The following is a 21,062-nucleotide window of genomic DNA, read 5'->3' on the forward strand; positions in this document are numbered from 1 at the left end:
ATAAAATTGTCCATCCTCTTTGAAAATAAATCCATTTTTTGGAGCATCGCCTGCACCTACATTTACAACACCAATTATTTATTAAACCCCAATAGTATGTAAAGACCATGACTCTTAACCTAAGGACAAAACAGAACAATCAATTGTAGCAAACAGCCCGGCGCGGCCGGTAATGGTATGGGCAGGTAGCGCCGAACCCGGTAATTCCAAAAAAGATTATTCTGCCTGCCCGCCTTTCAAAATGATTTGGGCCGATAAAACATCGCCCGATTGATGAACCCAATTATTGAATAAATTATGAACCCAATTTTATGAAGCAACCTTACACATTTAGTAAAAAGCCTGTGCAATTTTACCTGAGGCGTTGTTTAATGCTTTTGATATTATCGCTGTTTTATTGTGCGGCCTATTCACAATCAAAAATTACAGTTACAGGCTTAGTAGTTGATACCACCAAAGTAAAACTACCCGGTGTAACCGTTTCTGTAATTAACAACACCAAAATAGGTACCCAGACTGACGAGAACGGCCGTTTTATCCTCGACGTGCCCGAAGGATCGGTTATCAGGATATCCTTCGTCGGTTTCAGGGCGCAAACCTTTACAGTTACCGCAACCAACAAAGTATTTAATGTAGTATTGAAGGATGATAAGCTGATAGCCGACGAGGTTGTGGTAACGGCCTTTGGTAAAAAGGAACGCAAGGAAGCCCTTGTAGGTTCGGTAACCAGTATAAAGCCCGGCGAACTTAAAATACCTGCAAGTAACCTTACAGCCGCGCTTGCAGGCCAGGCGGCGGGTATTATAGCTTACCAGCGCAGCGGCCAGCCGGGGCAGGATAACGCGTCTTTCTTTGTGCGTGGCGTAACCACCTTTGGCTACAAACAAGATCCTTTGATTTTGATTGATAACGTGGAATTAACCACTACCGACCTGGCCCGTTTACAGGTTGATGACATAGCCAGCTTTTCGATATTAAAAGACGCGAGCGCGACAGCCCTTTACGGAGCAAGGGGCGCCAACGGTGTTATTTTGGTTGCCACTAAAGAAGGTAAGGAAGGTCCGGCCAAGATCAATTTCCGGTCGGAATACTCCTCGTCCCAGTCAACCAAAACTCCTGAGATTGTTGATCCTATTGAGTACATGAACCTGTACAATGAGGCATCACTAACCCGCGACCCTAAATTGCCGATACCGTTTCCCCAAAGTAAAATAAACGCCACTCAAAATACCATAAACAATGGCCCCGGCGCCAACCCTTACGTTTACCCCGCGGTTGATTGGTTAAAAATGCTGTTTAAAAAAACAGCCACCACACAACGTAATAACCTGAGTGTTAATGGCGGCGGTAGTTTGGCGCGTTATTACATCACCGGTACTTATAACCAGGACAATGGCGTTTTACGTACCGATGTGCGTAACAACAATAACAATAATGTTAAATTCCGCAACTACCAGCTGCGTTCAAACATCAACATTAACCTTACCAGGACTACCGAGGTTATTGTAAGGCTTTCGGGTAATTTTAACGAGTATAACGGCCCTATAACCAGCGACGGCTCATTCGCATCCGATTTATACAATATAGCCATACACACCAGTCCGGTGCTGTTCCCGGCTTATTTTGAGCCCGATTTGGCCAATAAGAACGCCCAGCATATTTTGTTTGGTAACGTTGGCAGTGCCGATGGTACCAGCAGCAACAATATTTTGTACAATAACCCATATGCGGCTTTATTACGCGGGCATAAAAACTCGTCAGAGTCGCGCATGTCGGCACAACTGGAGCTGAACCAAAATTTGAACTTTTTAACCGATGGCCTTAAATTAAGGAGCATTTTTAACACCAACCGGCACTCGTATTTTGATTCGCAGCTGGCCTACAGCCCTTTTTATTACAACATAGGCTCCTATGATAAGCCAACAAACCAATACACCTTAACCTGGCTTAACCCGCAGCCAACCGGTTACAACGTGGCGCAGGAGTACTTATCGTACTATAAAAACGAGCCTAATGCCGATACCTTTATGTACCTGCAGTTGGCGCTTGATTATAATAAAAAGCTTGGCGATCATAACATTAATGCAACATTGATAGGCACACAACAGCAAACGGTGTATTCAAGCCAAAAAGATCCTAAAACAAATACTACCACCTTACAGTACTCATTACCGTTCCGCAACCTTGGTTTGGCCGGCAGGTTAACGTATAGCTACAAAAGCAAATACTTTTTAGAGGGTAACTTTGGCTACAACGGATCTGAGCGTTTCAACGCCGCGCACCGTTACGGTTTTTTCCCTACCATCGGCGCTTCATGGATACTATCTAACGAGTCATGGTGGAATCCCGATATTGTGCAGCGCTTAAAATTCCGCGGCAGCTATGGTTTGGTTGGTAACGATGCCATCGGTCAGCAGCGTTTCTTCTACCTGTCTGATGTAAACTTTACTACCGGCCCCAACTACGCGCAGTTTGGCTTTAACAACTCTTACGAGCGCAAAGGTGTATACATTAACAGTTACGAGAACAATAACGTAACCTGGGAAACATCAAGGCAAACCAATATTGCGGCCGAGTTTACCGTATTGAAAAACCTGAATGTTGTTGCCGAGTTTTATAAAAACCACCGTTATGATATTTTACGTCCGCGCCTGGTTCCATCAAGCGAGGGCTTTGAATCGGTTATCAGTACCAATTTAGGGGTGGTTGATTCAAAAGGGATGGACCTGTCTGCCGATTATAAGCAATCATTCAGCAATGGCTTATGGGCATCTTTCAGGGGTAACTTTACTTACTCAACAAACAAGTATACCTATATAGAAGAGCCTAATTACGCCGAGCCATGGAGGCACTTCATCGGCCAGCCTATCAGCCGTGGCTATGGCTACGTGGCCGAAAGGTTATTTGTTGACGACCAGGAAGCCAAAAACTCGCCATCGCAAATATTTAGCGGTAATGGTGTGGTGCCGCAGGGCGGTGATATCAAATACCGCGATTTAAACGGCGATGGTAAAATAGATAACCTTGACCTTACCTTTTTAGGCTACCCGCAAACACCCGAAATTGTATACGGCTTCGGCTTTTCAACCGGCTATAAGGGGTTTGATCTGTCGGCATTTTTCCAGGGCCAGGCACGGGTATCGTTCTTTATCGACCCAAACAGGGTAAGCCCTTTTATCCCAAGCCCGGATGCCTATGTTTATGGCAATACACAGGTATTAAAAGATTTTGCCAACAGCCATTGGAGCGAAGAAAACCAAAACCTTTATGCTGATTATCCGCGCTTAGGCACATCACGCAACGTAATTGAAAACAACCTGCAGCCAAGCACCTGGTGGCTGCGCGATGCCAGTTATATGCGCTTAAAATCGTTAGAGATAGGGTATACCTTGCCCGCGCGCTTAACAAAATCGCTTAAGCTAACCAACTTACGCATTTACTTTAACGGCTTAAACCTGGTTACCTGGAGTCCGTTCAAAATGTGGGATCCTGAGCAGGCGGGCAACGGTTTTGCATACCCAATTCAAAAGGTATTTAACGTAGGCTTAAACGTGAATTTATAATCATAAACAGATTAAAACAGACGACATGAGATCATATTATAAATTTATATTGATGGCGATGCTTTGTTTAACAAGTGTATCGTGTAAAAAATACCTGGATGTTGCTCCCGATAATGTGGGTACGTTGGATTATGCCTTCAGGAACCGCAACGAGGCCGAGAACTATTTGTTCGGCTGCTACTCAACCATGCAGCAAATGTCGAACGTTATTTATAATGCCGGCTTTACCACATCTTCAGAAATTGTATACCCGGTTAACCTTACGGCCAATTTTTTTGATCAAACTGGTTTCAACCTCATACGGGGTGTACAAAGTACCGGCAATCCGGCTTTAAATTACTGGGGCGGGGGCGTTGGCAGCGTAAATATTTTCCAGGGTATCCGCAGGTGTAACACCATGCTGGAAAATATTGATAAACCTATTGACCTGAGCGAACCGGAAAAGAAACGCTGGATAGCCGAGGTGAAATTTTTAAAGGCATACTACCATTACTACATGATAAGGCTTTACGGCCCAATATTGCTGATTAAAGACAGCTACCCTATAGATGCGCCACCGGCAACGTTGAAACGTAAAAGGGTATCAACAGACGAGGCCTTCGCTTATGTAGTGCAATTACTCGATGAAGCCATCCCGGATTTGCCGCCAACCATCGAAAACCAGGTAAAGGAGTTTGGCCGCATCACCAAATTTATCGGTATGAGCGTTAAAGCCGAAGTTTTGGCTACTGCAGCAAGTCCCTTGTTTAATGGTAATCCCGATTATGCAAACATTAAAGATCATGATGGTAAAAATCTTTTTTCAACCACTTATGACGCAACCAAATGGCAAAAAGCGGCCGACGCTGCAAAAGAAGCCATTACCGAGTGCGAAGCACGGGGCCTGCATTTATACAACACCCCGCCAACAACAGGTATAGGTAATGTATCCGACGAATTGAAGAAAATATTGACGCTTCAATCTGCCGTTACCGAAAAATGGGAGCAAAACCCCGAACTGATCTGGGCTTTAAACTATGGTTTTGGTTACCAGGGGTATGCTATACCAAAACTTACCTCAAAGGCAGTAAGTATGGCCAATACCTACCCATCAAACTGGGCAGTACCAATAGCCGAATCGGAATTGTTTTATACCAATAAAGGAGTGCCGTTAAACGAGGATAAAACCTTTGATTACGCCAACCGCTTTGCACCGCAGGCGGGCGACGATGCCAACAAGCATTTTGTAAAGCAAGGCTATGAAACCGCTGCCGAAAATTTGAACCGCGAAAACAGGTTTTATTCGTCAATTGGTTTTGATGGCGGTATCTGGTTCGGCAATGGTGTGGTTGATGAAAGCAACGCCTACTATGTACAGGCCCGCGGTATTTTTGCCGTTTCCGGCCCTAAAAGCTTTAACTCAACCAATATCACCGGTATCTGGCCCAAAAAACTGGTTAACTATCAAACCGTAATGGACCAAAGCTTTACCACGGTTGATTTTCACCTGCCGCTTATCCGGCTGTCGGGTTTATATTTATTATATGCCGAAGCCTTGAACGAAGCGCAGGGCCCTGTGGCCGATGTGTTTACCTATGTAGATAAAGTACGTAACCGTGCGGGCCTTGACGGTGTTAAAACGTCATGGACCGCTTATTCAAAAACACCGGATAAACCAAATACCAAAGATGGCTTGCGCCAGATCATTCACCAGGAACGCCGCATCGAGCTGAGCTTTGAAGGCCAGACAGGATGGGATTTACGCCGCTGGAAAGAGCTGCAGGGTGTTTTAAGCCGCCCGTTACAGGGATGGAATATCAACGAAGGCAGTTCGATAAATTATTATCGCCCGCAAACGGTTATCATCCCGGTATTCGGGTTAAAAGATTACCTATGGCCTATCAGCACACAGGATGTAATTGTGAACGAGAATTTAACGCAAAATCCGTATTGGTAGGAGTAGCCCCATCCGTGGTTTAAAAATGATTAATTATAAAATATAAATTATGAAAAAGATAAATAATCGCAGATACTTTACCTGGTTAATGTTAGCCCCGGTTTTGTTTATTATGCTGTTAGCATCATGCAAAAAGGGCGAGCCAAATGTTGAAGTGGTATCAAACGACAAAACAAAACCCGGCCCGGTTACCGCTGTAAAGGTAGAGAACCTTAACGGCAGCGCCAGGCTTACCTACACGCTGCCCAATTCAAAAAACCTGTTATACGTATTGGCTAAGTATCATATTAACGATACAAAAGTGAGGGAAACCAAGGCAAGCTATTACACAGATACCATTTTGGTTGATGGCTTTGCAAAAGCCAAAGAATATACGGTAACGCTGTATGCTGTGAGCCGTGCCAATGTAATGTCAGATCCGGTTGAGGTAAAGGTAAGCCCTACCACTCCTAATTACGAACTTATAAACACCAACCTGGTAATTAGCCCTGATTTTGGCGGAGCCAATTTTTTTGGCTTCAATCCTAACAAGGTGCCGGTTGCCGTGCATGTTTTAGCATATAACGAAACCACCAAGGCGTACGACGAGGCGGAACCGGAATACATCAGCGGCGATACCATTAACGTATCTGTACGTGGTTACGATGCAACTTCGCACAAGTTTGGCGTATATACTACCGATAGGTTTGGTAATGTATCTGATACCATATTTAAAACATTAACTCCTTTATTTGAAACACTGCTTGATAAAAGTAAATTTTACACCTATCACCTGGCAACAGATAGCCCGATAGGCTACGGCTGGGAATTCCGCTACTTTTTTGATGGCAACCTGGGCGATCCGGGATGGCACACGCTGAGCGCACCGTTAAAAATTGGCACCTTTGGTTTAGGCAGTCTTGCCAAAATAAGCCGGTTGGTTTTATACAACAGGCTATCTGATATATATGGTTACCAAAACACACGGCAGTTTACCATCTGGGGGTCAACAAAGGATGCCCCTGCAGATTACCCTGCATGGCCGGCAACCGTAACCGCCCCTGGTACCGTGTTGGGCGACTGGGTTAACATGGGCAACTTTGTGTACCCTAATCCGCCGTCGGGCTTGCCTCCGGGCCAGGCCAACGCGGCCGATATTGCTTTTGGCGCGGCAGGTGTAAACTTTAAAATGCCGAACACGGCACCGGCGGTTAAATTCATCAGGTTTCAATGTACGCAAACCTGGGCCGGTTTGGATTATGTTAATGCCAAAGAGATTTCATTATATGGCAACCCATTGTAACACAGTATACTGTTAATTAAAAAATTAAGAGAAATGAAAACGAAATTAAATATTGCTGTTATGCTGTGTATGATGTGCTGCGCTATATTGGGCTGCAAAAAATATAATACAGATTATAAAGCATTTTTAGATAACCACGAGGTTACTTACCCCGGCCTGGCCACGGGCGTAACTTACCATGCGGGCAATTTAAGGGCGGTGCTGGTATGGCACCCAAGCCCCGATCCGAGTATAAAAAGCTACACCGTTACCTGGAACAATGGTGCCGACTCGATGGTGGTTGAGGCTACCACCCATTCGCCGGGCGATTCTATCAAAGTATCTATTCCTAACCTTAAAGAGTACGTTTACAGCTTTAAAATAGTAGCTTATGACAACGATGGCAACAAATCTGTAGGGCAGGAGTTAAACAATGTAAGGGTATACGGCAGTGTATATACAAGCGGGTTATCAAACCGGGCTTACAGTACTACAAGCCCTTATGAATTTACGGCTGATGATCAGCTTAAACTTAATTTTAACAGTTCAGATACCGGCAACGTTTATACTACCATTAAATATATCAACAAGGCAGGTGCAAACGCCGAAGCAAAGCTTGCGCCTAAGGTAGGCTCCATCACTCTGCCAGATTATAAGGTAGGTACGGATATAAAGTACCGGTCGTATTACCAGCCGGAGCCTGGGTCGGCAGACGTATTTAGTTCAGGTACTGATGCCGGTTTTGTAAAGATAATTCACGTTGTTGAATGCGATAAATCGCTGTTTAAATCGTACAATCTGCCAACAGATATTCCATCAGCTTACGGCTGGGAAACTTACTACCTATGGGATAAAAACACCGGCGAGCCGGGCTTTCACACGCCGGGGCAGGCCTTTCCGCAATGGTTTACATTTGATATGGGGCAGTCGGCATCGTTATTCAGCATGAAGATGTGGCAGCGCGAATCGGGCCTGTATAATTATGGTAACCCAAAACGCTTCGAGATTTATGGCAGCAACAACCCAAGCTCAAACGGCGATTTCAGCAATTGGGTAAAACTGGCCAGCTTTACATCGGTTAAACCATCGGGCCAGCCCGTTGGCCAAAACACCGATGCCGATCTTGCGTTTGAACGCGCGGGCGAGCCATTTACTTTCCCGGCAAATTTGCCGCCTTACCGCTACATCAGGATGAAAGTAACCGAAACCTGGGGCAGTACCAATTACTTCCACCTGTGCGAGTTGACGATGTACAAAGTAGATAATTAATTAGGTTAAAATAGGTTATATTGGTTAAATGCAGGCCGGTAGCTGTAATGGCTGCCGGTTTTTTTGTTGGGAAAAATGTGGCAAAAAGCAGGGGAAAGCGGGATTCCCCTTGAGAGGGGGGATGAGGGCGAAGGTGAACTCTGGGTAATACACGCCTGTCTTTGCTAAATTCGGTGCGCCTCTCTCGAGAGCTACACAACTATGCACCGTAGGTGCTACCTGTTTGTAGCAGTTATCAAAAAAACAGATTGTGCGCCGTAGGTGCTACCCCCAACGAACGCCATATACTTTAACGGTGTTGGGTAGCCTCTAACGAGGCAAACTAATTTTATGTGTATTTTTCTACAAACAGGTAACCCCTACGGGGTAAGCTAAAAGTATAATTTGTGTACACATGGTAATTTTCTCGGAGGGATTTTGATTGCCCTCTGCGGATTACCTTTAGATCGCTTTTTTTCAAACTCATCATTTTCCCTATATTTAATCCCAAACATCCCTTACATGAAAAAGCTGATCTTATTCATACTCTTTATCTCGCCGTTTTTTGTAAACGCCCAAACCTTCAGGGTAAACATTGATCCTTCTCTTGGCGAAAGCAAGGAATTGGATGGCAGGCTGTTATTGCTCCTCTCCAAAAACAACAAAGCCGAGCCTCGTTTCCAGGTGAGTGACGGTGCCGGATCGCAGCTGGTTTTTGGGATGGATATAAACGGCTGGCAGCCGGGCACCAGCCAACTAATAGATGTGCAGGCCTATGGTTACCCGCTGGAGCGTTTGAAGGATGTGCCTGCCGGTGATTATTATGTGCAGGTGCTGTTACATAAATACGAAACCTTTCATCTTAAAACCGGGCAAACCGTAAAACTGCCGATGGATAGGGGCGAAGGCCAGCACTGGAACATCGCGCCGGGTAACATTTATTCGGCCCCAATCAAAATCCATTTCGATCCGGCTGTTGCTAACGAGTTAACGCTTAATATCAGCAAGGTTATCCCGCCTATAGAAGCGCCTAAGGATACCAAATACATCAAACACATCAAAATTCAAAGCAAACTGCTTACCGAATTCTGGGGCAGGCCGATGTATCTTGGCGCAAATATTTTGCTGCCCGCCGGTTTTGATGAGCACCCTAATGTGAAATATCCGCTGGCCATTTTCCATGGGCATTTCCCTGCCGACCTGGAAGGTTTCAGCACCACGCCGCCCGACCCGAATTTGAAACCCGATACTTCGGCGCGCTTCCATATCACGGGCTACAACAGGATAGTGCAGCAAGAAGCCTATGATTTTTATAAACAATGGACAGGCCCTGCCTTCCCGCGGGTATTGGCCATCGAGATTCAGCATGCCAACCCGTATTATGACGATTCATATGCCGTAAACTCGGCCAATCTTGGTCCGTACGGCGATGCGATAACTTACGAATTGATTCCCGAGATTGAAAAGCAGTTCAGGGGGATAGGTAAAGGCTGGGCAAGGTTTATGTATGGCGGCTCGACGGGTGGCTGGGAAGTACTGGCCGCGCAGGTTTTTTATCCTAACGAATACAACGGCTGCTACGCCGCCTGCCCCGACCCGGTAGATTTTCACCACTACATGACCATCAATCTTTATGGCGATAAAAACGCCTACTTCCTGTCGTCAGATTTCAAACAGACGCCCCGCCCTGAAGAACGTGACTACCTGGGCCACGTAGGATCGACCATGAAAGAGGTTAACCAAAGCGAACTTGCGATAGGCACCCGAAGCCGCAGTGGCGGTCAGTTTGATATCTGGGAAGCGGTATTTTCGCCCATGGACAAGGATGGCTATCCTAAACGCATTTATGATAAAAATACCGGTGCAATTGACACCACGGTTGCAGCTTACTGGCGCGAGCACTTTGATCTTACGCATATTATTAAACGCGATTGGCCCAAAATAGGCAACAGCCTGAAAGGCAAAATTCATATTTATGTAGGCGACATGGACAGTTATTACCTCAATAATGCCGTTTACAACGCCGAGGATATGCTCAAAAAACTCAATAACCCCAACTGCAACTGCGAAGTTGACTACGGCGACCGCGCCGAACACTGCTGGAACGGCGACCATACCCAACCCAACTACATCAGCCGCCTGCGCTACCACCAAATGTTCATCAAAAAATGGGCCGCAGAGGTAAAAATCAGGGCGCCTAAAGGGGCCGATTTGAAGAGCTGGAGGTATTAATAGAATGAAACCCAATTTACCCGATAGCTATGTTTAAACATTCAATACCGGCGATACTATTATTTAGCCTTACTTTTTGTTTGGCGGCCACCTTGCCCGATAAACAAAAACATGGTAGTAGGCCATCCGATAACAGGTCTACTGTGAAACCCCTGCCAAGGATAGCCATTTGCGGCCTCGGCATCGAGTCGAGCACGTTTTCACCGGCGCTAACGGATGAAGCCGCTTTTCACGCTAAGTATGGAGCCGAGGTTTTTAGTTCGTACCCGTTTATGGCTGCCGATTCGCCTTTGCGTAAGAGCGCGGCCTGGTTCCCGGCTTTGGTGGGCAAAAGTTTGCCCGGCGGGGCGGTCACCAGGGCTGCTTATGAATCGCTGGTTGGTAAAACTCTGGATTCGCTTAAAAAACACCTGCCTTATGATGGGTTGTATTTTGATATCCATGGCGCTATGAGCGTAGTGGGTTTAGACGACCCGGAGGGGGACCTGATAACCAGGATCAGGAAAGTAGTGGGCACAAAAACACTTATCTCCACATCTATGGACCTGCACGGCAACGTTTCCTGGCGGCTGGCCCAAAATACCGACCTGATTACCTGCTACCGCATGGCCCCGCATGAAGATGCCATGCAAACCAAACAACGGGCTGTTGCAAACCTCCTTAGCCGGATTGAAACAGGCAAAGGAAAACCGGCGTTCAAGGCCTATATCTCTGTCCCGATTTTACTGCCCGGCGAAAAAACAAGCACCCGGATTGAGCCCGGTAAAAGCATTTACAAGGCTGTAGCCCCGGCTTCGGTGCAGCCGGGCGTTATTGATGCCGCCATCTGGATTGGTTACGCCTGGGCCGATGAGCCGCGCAACCATGCTGTAGTTATGGTAACCGGCGACGATAAAGCCGTAGTAACAGCCACCGCCGAAAAGCTGGCCCAAAACTTTTGGGATGCCCGCAAAGCCTTTGAATTTGTAGCGCCTACAGGTACTTTAACAGAATGCCTCGATAAGGCCGTAGCCAGCCCCAAACATCCATTTTACATCAGCGATTCGGGCGATAACCCGACGGCTGGCGGGGCAGGTGATGCCACCTGGACACTGACACAGATATTGGCCCGGCCGGAGTTTAAAACCGATGCAGGTCCATTGTTGCTGTATGCATCCATCCCTGCGCCGCAATTGATAAAAAGCGCCATTGCCGCGGGCGTAGGCGGCCATGTGGATGGTTTGGCCGGCGCAGCCGTTGATGCCCGTTTTGCACCACCCGTAAGGCTATCGGGCACGGTAGAATCTATCCAATACGGCGATAAGGATGCCGAAGTGGAAGCCGTGATAAAAGTGGGCAGCGTACACGTGATCATCACCCAAAAGCGCAAACCCTATCACAAAGAAATTGACTTTACCCGCCTGGGCCTAAACCCGCGAACCGCCAGTATTGTAGTAGTAAAAATAGGCTACCTTGAACCCGAGTTATACGCCATGCGCGCCGACTGGCTGCTGGCCATAACCCCCGGTGGGGTTGATCAGAACATCGAACGCTTGCCGTACCACCGCATCCAGCGCCCCATGTTCCCACTGGATAAGGACATGAAAGACCCGGATTTGAAGGCAAAGCTGGTGCCGGCGGCGGGTGAATGATAGTTTTTTGATGTAATGCTATGAAGCTGACGGAATTTTATTCAATATTGTAATGCATTGCTAAAGTAGCTTTGCAAGTGATGAAATTTTCCTGAATTCCGAAGGAGATGGCAAGATAAAATTATGTCATTGCGAGGTACGAAGCAATCGCGAACTGTGCAAATCCGCTATGCACGCGAAGAGATTGCCACGCTATCGCTCGCAATGACAAATGTATTTGGCATGATTAGTAGCAAAGGGTGTTAGTCCCCGTTCAGAGTAGATGGAGTTTATAGCTCCGATAACGATTTTAAACAATTTCAATGAAAACCACCGTCCTCATATCCCGTCTGCTGCTTGGCTTTTTATACCTGGTGTTTGGCCTCGATTATTTCCTGCATTTTATACCTTACCAGCCATTACATACCGGTGCTGCGGGTGCCTTCATCGCCGGGTTAAAGGGTACGGGATACTTTTATCCTATTCAAAAAGTGATACAGATAACGGGCGGCCTGTCGCTGCTCACTAACCGTTACGCGCCCTTTTCGGCGGTGGTGCTATTCCCTATCAGTTTGAATGTGTTGTTGTTTCACACCTTCCTGGTGCCGTCAGGTTGGCTGATGGGCGTTTTCCTGGTAGCCCCCAACCTGCTTTTAGGCGTGGGGTATTGGAAATATTATAAAGCAATGTTTGTTGCAAAGGCGGTGGTGTAACATCATTTATATCAGCTGGTAAATTTTTTAAGATGGAAACGGTTTTAATTCAGATACTTGATGCTAAAGCCCATAAGCTCATTGAAGATATGGAATCGCAAAATATGGTTCGGGTTCTCGAAAAAAGGAGTCATGCTAAAATCAAGTTGTCGGAAAAATTTGCTGGAACCCTTCACTTGTCAGATAATGAATATAAAAGCTTTCAGGATTCTATTATCAGGGGTAGAAATGAATGGTGAAATGTTTGTTTGATTCTGCAAATTCAACAATTCTGTAAATTCTGATTCAGACAAATTGCCATCAGGCATTTTACGGATTGCCTGATTTATATCTCTCATCAAATCGCTTCTAATCAGCAATCTCCACAGTAGAAATAACTAAAAAACAGGTATCGATTGCTTGTTTGTGTGCATCAAATACGCTAAATTCGTTCATGACCAATAACCGACGCAGTTTTATTAAGCAGGCGGCCGTACTTACCGGCGCTTTTTCGGCTACGAGCCTGTTTAGCCAGGCCCATGCCGCCGATTGGACATCAGCATTAAACAGGGTGAGCCGTTTAACGCCGCAAGAGGTGGCACAGGACGAGGACTTTTGGGGCGTTATCCAGCGGTCGTACTCGGTAAGCGCCAATATCATCAACCTGAACAACGGCGGTGTTTCGCCGTCGCCAATTGTAGTGCAGCAAGCTGTAGAGCGCTACAACCAGCTTACCAACGAAGGCCCATCGTACTTTATGTGGCGCATCCTTGACCAGGGCCGCGAGCCCCTGCGCGAAAAGCTTGCCTTGCTGGCCGGTACCCTGCCCGATGAAATTGCCGTAAACCGTAATGCTACCGAAGCGCTCAATACCATCATCTTCGGCTTGCCCCTCAAAAGCGGCGACGAGGTGATAGGGGCCCGGTTAGATTACCCGCACATGGTACAGGCTTATCGCCAGCGTGCCCTGCGCGAAGGCATAGTATACAAACAACTTACTTTTGAGTTCCCTATTGAGAACGACGAACAGATTGTAAAAGCCTACCAGGATGCCATCACTTCCAAAACAAAACTGATACACGTTACGCATATAGTAAACTACGTAGGCCAGATTATGCCCGTGCACAAAATTTGCGATATGGCGCACGCCCGGGGTATAGAGGTTATTGTAGACGGGGCCCATTCCTTCGGGCTACTTGACTTCAAGATTCCCGATTTAAATTGCGATTACTTTGGTACCAGCCTGCATAAATTCCTGTCGGCGCCCATAGGCAGCGGCATGATGTGGATTAAAAAAGAAAAGATAAGTAAGGTTATGCCCCTTTTGTGCGATGATAACCCGCAGGGACCCGATATTCGTAAGTTTGAAAACCTGGGTACCCGCAGTTTCCCGATTGAGCAAGGAATAGGCGAGGCCATCAACTTTCAGCTGGCTATTGGCAGCAAGCGTAAGGAAGACCGCATCCGTTACCTTAAAAATTACTGGGCTGCCAAAGTACAGCACCTGCCCAAAGTAAAGCTGCATACCTCGTTAAAAACCGAATACTCCTGCGCCATCTGCGGCATATCTATTGATGGGATGACGCCCGCGCAACTGGATGCCGCTTTGTTTAACCAATATAAAATTCACCAGGTATCTATCGTGTTTGAAAACGTAAGCTGCGTGCGCATAACCCCGCACGTATACACCACCATTGCCGACCTTGACAAACTGGTAAAAGCCATTACAGAAATAGCCGGCAAAGCAACATAAAAAAGGGGCTTTTCGGCTGAATGTATTATAAAAATACCACTTAACATTTACTATAGTAAACTGTAACATTTGTGGCATTTTAAAAAATGGCAATCGCATAGTTTTACGCTTATAACCGTAATTCCGGGTTGTCAATTATTCAAATGTATCAAAAGTCGGTTCCTAACGTGATGCGTGAAACAACGTCCCTGAATCCGGGTGATTGTTTTGCCATATTTTCGAGGGTGAAGGATAAATTTGATTTTCCTTTACATTACCATAACGAGTACGAGTTAAGCCTGGTTATAAATGCCAAAGGCGCCAAACGCATTATCGGCGACAGCATTGAAGTTGTTGACGATATCGAGCTGGTGTTTATCGGCCCCAACGTATACCACGGCTGGCTAACCGGCCAATGTACCAGCAAGGCGATAAATGAGGTTACCATTCAGTTTCATATAGATTTGTTTGACGAAAAGTTTTTACAACGGAACCAGTTGTTTTTTATCAAAAGCATGTTTGAAAATGCCCGGCGTGGCGTGGTTTTCTCCTATGAAACTACCCGCGATATCACCCGGCGTATATTAAACCTTAGTAATAAAGATGGCTTTAACTCGGTATTGGAGCTGCTTGCCATACTGCATACCCTATCTACATCCAAAAACATGCGGATGCTATCTGACCCTGTCTTTTCCGACGAAAAATTTCGGTATACAAACGGGCGTGTTGATAAGGTTTTTGATTATATGAAAAACAATTTCGACAAGCGCTTAACCCTTGCCGAAGTAGCCACCGTGGCCAACATGCCCGAGGCCTCATTTTGCCGGTTTCTGAAAAAAAGCACGGGCAAATCATTTATCGAAAGCCTTAACGATATCAGGCTGGGTAACGCATCCCGTATGCTCATTAACACCACCCATTCCATTGCCGAAATTGCTTACCAGTGTGGCTTCAATAATATTTCAAACTTCAACAGGGTATTTAAACGTAATAAGCTCTGCGTTCCTAAAGAGTTCAGAAAGGCTTACACGCTTGGTGCAAAGGTATCCGGATAGGTAACCGTTTTTTTAATAATTAAAATATATTGATGTTTAATATAGCGCATATTTATGTAATTTTAAAAATCCTGTAAACCGGATTTTAATCCCCACAATCGATTGTTGGTAATTATTTAATAATGAGCATTAAAGGTTATATTGCATTTGTATTTTTTGTTTGTGCCCATCAATGGCTATCGGCCCAAAATCATCTGTACAAATTTTCGCATTTAGATATTACCAATGGCTTATCTGATAATCACGTTAATTGTATTTTTAAAGATAAAAAGGGCTTCATGTGGTTTGGCACAAATTCGGGGCTAAGCAGGTATGATGGGTTTAAGTTTAAAGTTTTTAAGCACGAGGCCAATAACCCCAATTCGCTGAGCGAAAGTTTTGTTTCGCGCATTAGCGAAGGTCCCGATAAAAAACTATGGGTATTTACCCACAGCGATATCAGCATTTATAACCCCACAACAGAAAATTTTGCCATCAGTGTTGCCGATGAACTTCGGCGTTATAAAATTATAACGAGCGATGTAACATTGATAAGAAGGGATAAAGACGGCGGCTTTTGGTTTATTACCAAAAATAAAGGCATGTACAGGTATAACCCTGCCGATGGTGCTACCTCGTTTTATTGCACATCGTCCTTTTCAAAAACCATTTTGCATTCGGATGCTATAATGGATGTGGCAGCTACAAAAAATAACGCTGTTTGGCTTATTTATAGCGATGGTATAATGGAATTGTTAGATACCCGGCAAAATAAAATTATAAAGCATGTTGTTGGCCTTGCAAAAGCCAATTTGTATAAGCCCGAATCATATACGCTTACTGTTGATAACAAAAATAACCTGTGGATTTATTCGGCAGCAGGGCCTTTTGGCACGTATTGCTTCAATACCCAAAACTATTCCCTTTTACACTTTAGTAAAGATACGCCCGATGGCAGGCTCAACTCCAATATCGTTAACACGGTTATACAAACCGATGATAACAAAATGTGGATAGGTACAGACCACGGCGGCATCAATGTACTTGACCCGGTAACCCATAAAGTAACCTACCTGGTAAATAAAGAGGACGACCCTCAATCTATCAGCGGGAACAGTGTTTTGTTATATAAAGATGACGCCGGCATTGTTTGGGCGGGCACCTTTAAACAGGGCGTAAGTTATTATCATAGCGTCATTATCCAGTTTCCTGTTTACAGGCATTTACTTACAGATAATAGCAGCCTGCCCTATGAGGATATTAATGCCTTTGCCGAAGATAAAGAAGGTAACCTATGGATAGGCACAAACGGCGGCGGGCTTATTAAATTTAACCTTCAAACTAAAAAGTATACCCAGTATAAACATAATGCGGCAAACCCCAACAGTTTATCAATTGATATTATAATAAGCTTATACGTCGACCACGAAAATAAACTTTGGATAGGTACCTATTTTGGGGGCCTGGATTGCTTTGATGGCCAAAAATTTATTCATTACCGCCATAATGATAAGGATAAAACCACCATTACCGACGACCGGGTTTACACCATGATAGAGGATGCCTCATTTAATTTATGGGTAGGGACTTTTGCCGGCGGGCTGAACGTACTTGACAGGAAAAGCAATACTTTCCGTCATCCTGAGTACAAAATGGTATCTGACTATACCGCATTTTTTTATAAAGACAAACACCAAAACATTTGGATAGGACGCGATAAAGGCGTTGATGTAATAGATAATAAAACAAATAAGGTACGGCATTACTACTATCAGCCTAACAACCCAAACAGCCTTGCAGGCAGCGATGTAAATGTAATAACCCAGGATAGCCGTGGATTAATGTGGATTGGTACCAAAAGCGGTTTAAGCATACTTAACACCCAAACCAATAAGTTTTTAAACGTAGACAAGGGAATAGGCTGGCCGGTAATTAACGTTTCGAATATTTTAGAAGATAGCCAGGGCCGGATGTGGGTAAGTACCACCAACGGGCTTGCAAACATTAGCTTAACGCAGGCCGGCGGCCAATTTAAATTCCAGGTTGATAATTATAACGAAGCCGATGGCTTGCAGGGGCGGGATTTTAATTTATATGCCGCTACAAAATTAAGGAACGGGCAAATGGCATTTGGCGGGGCGCATGGCTTTAATTTATTTGATCCGGCGGTAATAAATACCCTTAAGCCCAATCCTAAACTGGTATTTACCGATTTTAGGCTATTTAATAAAAGTGTAGCCGCCGGCGATTCGGTAAAAGGACGAGTTGTATTGGATAAGGCTGTATCCGAAACCGGGCTGATAACCCTAAACCATAACGAAAATGTATTCGATATAGAGTTTGCCGCCAACGAGTATTTTTATCCCAATAAAATAACCTACCAATATACGCTTGAAGGCTTTGATAAGGGCTGGATAACCTTCCCCGCAAACAGCCACAGCGCTACCTACACCAACCTTGACGGCGGTGACTATACTTTTAAAGTAAGGGAATTAAACCGAGGTAAAGAGATATCACTTAAAATTACGGTGCAGCCGCCTTTTTGGAAAACCCCCGTAGCTTATTTTGCCTATTTACTGCTTGGGCTTGGGCTGCTATTTTACATCAGGCGCCGGGGTATAATGAAGCTGGAGCGCCAATTTGAATTTAAGCAGGCAGAAATAGAGGCTGAGCGAAAACTGGCCAATGAGCGCGAAGAAGCGCAGCGTATGCACCAGCTTGATTTAATGAAGATCAAATTCTTTGTAAACATCAGCCATGAATTCCGTACGCCATTGTCATTGATCCTGTCGCCAATTGACGACCTCATCAAGGTATCTGATAATCCCGATCAGCAGCATCATCTCACCATGATCAAACGTAACAGCAAGCGTTTGCTTAACCTGGTTAACCAATTGATCGATTTCAGAAAAATGGAGCATAATGAATTGAAGCTTTCTTTGAACAAGGGAGATATTATTCAATTTATTAAGGAGGTTTCCTCGTCGTTTACCGATGTGGCCCATCAAAAGAAAATTCAGTACCTGTTTGAAAGTGAGCTGCATTCGTTTGTAACTAAATTTGATCAGGATAAAATAGAAAGGATTTTGTTTAACCTGCTATCAAACGCTTTTAAGTTTACACCGGCAGGCGGCAGCATTAGTGTAATATTAAACACCCCCGTAATTGATAATTTGCCACCGGATAAAAGAATGCTCGAAATCAGGGTAATTGATACGGGCATCGGTATTACGAAGGAAAATCAGCAGATGATTTTTGAACGGTTTTTCCAGGATGATATTCCCGAAAGCCTGTTAAACCAGGGCAGCGGAATTGGGTTATCAATCACAAAAGAGTTTATAAAGATACATGGAGGAACTATAAGGCTGGAAAGCGAGCCTGACTATGGGAGTTGCTTTATTGTAAGTATACCATTCGAGGGTAAAACCGAGAAATTGACGCTTGCACCGGCAATACAGGAAAACAATGTTATACCGACTTTGAAAAATACCGATGGCATACAGGGTTCAAACAAAAAGCCAACGGTTTTATTAATTGAGGACGATGATGATATGCGTTTTTACCTGAAAGAAAATCTTAATAGTCATTTTCATGTCGTCGAAGCCATAAATGGTAAGGAAGGCTGGCAAAAGGCGCTTGCCCTGCACCCCAAATTAATAGTGAGCGATGTAACCATGCCCGAAATGAATGGTTTTGAACTATCCCGAAAACTAAAAGGAGATAGCCGCACATCACATATTCCTGTTATATTGCTGACCGCCATGGCCGGCGAAGACGATCAGCTGGTGGGGCTGGAATGCGGGGCCAACGACTATATTGTTAAGCCATTTAATTTTGGGATCCTGCTATCTAAAATCAACAATTTATTGCTGATGCAGCAAACCTTTAAGGAAACCTATCAAAAACAGGTCGAAATTCAATCGCAGGATGTGTCGGTGGTGTCTGAAGACGAGAAATTTCTGAAAAACGCGCTCGGCTTTATCGAGCAAAATATTACCAAATCTAATTTCTCGGTAGAAGAACTGGCCCGGCACCTGGCGTTAAGCAGGGTATCCCTTTACCGCAAATTATTAAGCCTTACCGGCAAAACCCCGGTGGATTGCATCCGTACCATCCGTTTGCAACGGGCAGTGCAGTTGCTGGAGAAAAGCAAGTTAAGCATTGCCAATGTGGCTTATGAAGTGGGCTTTAATAATGCCGCTTATTTTGCAAAAGTGTTTAAGGAAGAATTTGGTATGCTCCCGTCTGAATATATTGCCGAATTGAAGAATAAGGAGCACGAGGATGTTTTGGCATAGTTGCATCACAATTTCATGCCAATAACTGATAAAATTGTTAATTTGCGCATCATGAGGATATTTAAAACCCTGTTTCTGGTACCGTTATTTTTTAGCTTTTGGCTGATGGGCAGTGCGCAAACAAAAGCCGTAAATAATCCAATTGTTAAAGGTTATTACGCCGACCCTGCCATCATAAAAGATAAAGGGCTTTTTTATATTTATGCTACCATTGATCCCTGGGGTGGTAAAGAATTGGGCGTATTGGTAACCAAAGATTTTGTGACCTTTAAAACAGTGCATATCAACTGGCCAACAAAACAAGCCTGTACCAGCCCAACGTCCAATGGCTCGATGGTGTGGGCGCCGTCTATCCGCAAGGCAGCCAACGGCAGGTATTATATGTATGTAGCCGTGGGCAGCGAATTATGGGTGGGGGTGAGTAAACACCCGCTTGGCCCCTGGAAAAACGCGAAAGCCGATAACACACCCTTAGTTGCTGGTAATCAATATCCGGGCGTTCATAATATCGACGCGGATTGTTTTATTGACCAGGATGGGCAGGCCTATTTATACTGGGGATCTGGCTTGAACTGGGTAAACGGACACTGTATGGCCGTAAAGCTTAAAAAGGATATGATTACTTTTGATGGCGAACCAAAAGACATTACACCGCCCAACTACTTTGAAGCCCCTCATATGGTTAAACGTGGCGGTTTATACTACCTGATGTATTCGCATGGTAAAGCCATTGATGCCACTTACCAAATTCGCTATTCGGTAAGTAAAACGCCCTTTGGCCCGTGGACAGAAGGTGAGCATGATCCTATCCTGGCCACCACCGCCGATAGCACAACGGTTGGCCCCGGGCATCATAGTGTTTTTAAACAAAACGGGCAATATTATATTTTATATCACCGCATCCATCCCCAAAATAAAGAATATGTATTGCGCGAGCTTTGTTTAGATAGCCTGAACTTTGATAAGCAAGGCAATATTTTGAAAATAAAGCCTTCGGCGCTGAATCGTCTATAAGTCTTAAGTTGGAAGTCTTGAGTCGGAAGGTTGGCGGCTTTAACCGATTTTTATTGTTTCTTTATTTCAGCTTGGAACCTCCTTTCACTACTCCCTACTTAAGATATTTACTAGAGAGCTCCTTCCGGAAAATCAACATTTGTCAGATCCTCAAACCCTGGGCTTCCTACCCCTGACTTCCGACTTAAGACTCCTTTAATGCCTGTATCAAAAGTTGTATCGGCTTATAAGTTATGATATTTTTTTGACCATTAATATTCAATATTCTTATTATATTATTGATAATCAGCTAATTAAATGTGTGTAACATTTGTTGTATCAATTTTAACATAAGTAGTACAATCGATTGTGCTTGTTGCATAGTTTTGGTATCAAGGTTCAGTAATTTTTTTCCGACAGAAAAAGCTGAACCGCTTCTATCGCAAACCAATTTTCAAAATCT

General features: G+C 44.7%; 12 protein-coding genes. All 12 read left to right on the forward strand.

Features of this window, described 5'->3' with window-relative positions; translation table 11 throughout:
• The first annotated feature begins 311 nt into the window (after window positions 1-311).
• The 12 genes from AC1DXF_RS06190 (at window position 312) to AC1DXF_RS06245 (ending at window position 20,620) form a co-directional block, all read left to right on the forward strand.
• Window positions 312-3,563 (forward strand): SusC/RagA family TonB-linked outer membrane protein, encoded by a 3,252-nt coding sequence (locus tag AC1DXF_RS06190; RefSeq protein WP_477447201.1) that lies wholly within the window; start codon window positions 312-314, stop codon window positions 3,561-3,563.
• Window positions 3,564-3,588: 25 nt separating this feature from the next.
• Window positions 3,589-5,499: a RagB/SusD family nutrient uptake outer membrane protein gene (locus AC1DXF_RS06195; RefSeq protein ID WP_477447203.1), complete on the forward strand. Its 1,911-nt coding sequence runs from the start codon at window positions 3,589-3,591 to the stop codon at window positions 5,497-5,499.
• A 49-nt stretch (window positions 5,500-5,548) separates the two neighbouring features.
• A complete protein-coding gene (locus AC1DXF_RS06200) occupies window positions 5,549-6,781 on the forward strand; it encodes a DUF4959 domain-containing protein (RefSeq protein ID WP_477447205.1) in 1,233 nt (410 codons plus the stop codon).
• Between the two features lie 33 nt (window positions 6,782-6,814).
• On the forward strand, window positions 6,815-8,029 hold the full coding sequence (locus tag AC1DXF_RS06205) for a DUF4998 domain-containing protein (protein ID WP_477447207.1): 1,215 nt from the start codon (window positions 6,815-6,817) through the stop codon (window positions 8,027-8,029).
• Window positions 8,030-8,530: 501 nt separating this feature from the next.
• The gene (locus AC1DXF_RS06210; RefSeq protein WP_477447209.1) at window positions 8,531-10,240 is read left to right on the forward strand and encodes an alpha/beta hydrolase; all 1,710 of its coding nucleotides are present in this window, start codon (window positions 8,531-8,533) and stop codon (window positions 10,238-10,240) included.
• Between the two features lie 29 nt (window positions 10,241-10,269).
• Complete coding sequence (locus AC1DXF_RS06215; protein WP_477447211.1) at window positions 10,270-11,871, forward strand: M81 family metallopeptidase; 1,602 nt, start codon at window positions 10,270-10,272, stop codon at window positions 11,869-11,871.
• A gap of 302 nt (window positions 11,872-12,173) precedes the next feature.
• Window positions 12,174-12,563 carry an acyltransferase gene (locus AC1DXF_RS06220; RefSeq protein ID WP_147058702.1) on the forward strand — a complete coding sequence of 130 codons (390 nt, stop codon included), beginning with the start codon at window positions 12,174-12,176 and terminating at the stop codon, window positions 12,561-12,563.
• Between the two features lie 32 nt (window positions 12,564-12,595).
• Window positions 12,596-12,802: a hypothetical protein gene (locus AC1DXF_RS06225; RefSeq protein WP_477447213.1), complete on the forward strand. Its 207-nt coding sequence runs from the start codon at window positions 12,596-12,598 to the stop codon at window positions 12,800-12,802.
• 194 nt (window positions 12,803-12,996) lie between these two features.
• Complete coding sequence (locus AC1DXF_RS06230; protein ID WP_477447215.1) at window positions 12,997-14,295, forward strand: aminotransferase class V-fold PLP-dependent enzyme; 1,299 nt, start codon at window positions 12,997-12,999, stop codon at window positions 14,293-14,295.
• A 143-nt stretch (window positions 14,296-14,438) separates the two neighbouring features.
• Window positions 14,439-15,329: an AraC family transcriptional regulator gene (locus AC1DXF_RS06235; protein WP_477447217.1), complete on the forward strand. Its 891-nt coding sequence runs from the start codon at window positions 14,439-14,441 to the stop codon at window positions 15,327-15,329.
• A gap of 122 nt (window positions 15,330-15,451) precedes the next feature.
• Window positions 15,452-19,606, forward strand: a complete 4,155-nt coding sequence (locus AC1DXF_RS06240) for a hybrid sensor histidine kinase/response regulator transcription factor (protein WP_477447219.1) — start codon at window positions 15,452-15,454, stop codon at window positions 19,604-19,606.
• Between the two features lie 51 nt (window positions 19,607-19,657).
• The gene (locus tag AC1DXF_RS06245) at window positions 19,658-20,620 is read left to right on the forward strand and encodes a family 43 glycosylhydrolase (RefSeq protein ID WP_477447221.1); all 963 of its coding nucleotides are present in this window, start codon (window positions 19,658-19,660) and stop codon (window positions 20,618-20,620) included.
• Window positions 20,621-21,062 lie beyond the last annotated feature (442 nt).

The organism is Mucilaginibacter sp. P2_A5 (assembly GCF_056404995.1).

Coding starts and splice junctions, on each gene's coding strand:
- AC1DXF_RS06205 (WP_477447207.1), top strand. CDS start 6,815: ATGAAAACGAAATTAAATATTGCTGTTATGCTGTGTATGATGTGCTGC.
- AC1DXF_RS06210 (WP_477447209.1), top strand. CDS start 8,531: ATGAAAAAGCTGATCTTATTCATACTCTTTATCTCGCCGTTTTTTGTA.
- AC1DXF_RS06220 (WP_147058702.1), top strand. CDS start 12,174: ATGAAAACCACCGTCCTCATATCCCGTCTGCTGCTTGGCTTTTTATAC.
- AC1DXF_RS06195 (WP_477447203.1), top strand. CDS start 3,589: ATGAGATCATATTATAAATTTATATTGATGGCGATGCTTTGTTTAACA.
- AC1DXF_RS06190 (WP_477447201.1), top strand. CDS start 312: ATGAAGCAACCTTACACATTTAGTAAAAAGCCTGTGCAATTTTACCTG.
- AC1DXF_RS06235 (WP_477447217.1), top strand. CDS start 14,439: ATGTATCAAAAGTCGGTTCCTAACGTGATGCGTGAAACAACGTCCCTG.
- AC1DXF_RS06225 (WP_477447213.1), top strand. CDS start 12,596: ATGGAAACGGTTTTAATTCAGATACTTGATGCTAAAGCCCATAAGCTC.
- AC1DXF_RS06200 (WP_477447205.1), top strand. CDS start 5,549: ATGAAAAAGATAAATAATCGCAGATACTTTACCTGGTTAATGTTAGCC.
- AC1DXF_RS06245 (WP_477447221.1), top strand. CDS start 19,658: ATGAGGATATTTAAAACCCTGTTTCTGGTACCGTTATTTTTTAGCTTT.
- AC1DXF_RS06215 (WP_477447211.1), top strand. CDS start 10,270: ATGTTTAAACATTCAATACCGGCGATACTATTATTTAGCCTTACTTTT.
- AC1DXF_RS06230 (WP_477447215.1), top strand. CDS start 12,997: ATGACCAATAACCGACGCAGTTTTATTAAGCAGGCGGCCGTACTTACC.
- AC1DXF_RS06240 (WP_477447219.1), top strand. CDS start 15,452: ATGAGCATTAAAGGTTATATTGCATTTGTATTTTTTGTTTGTGCCCAT.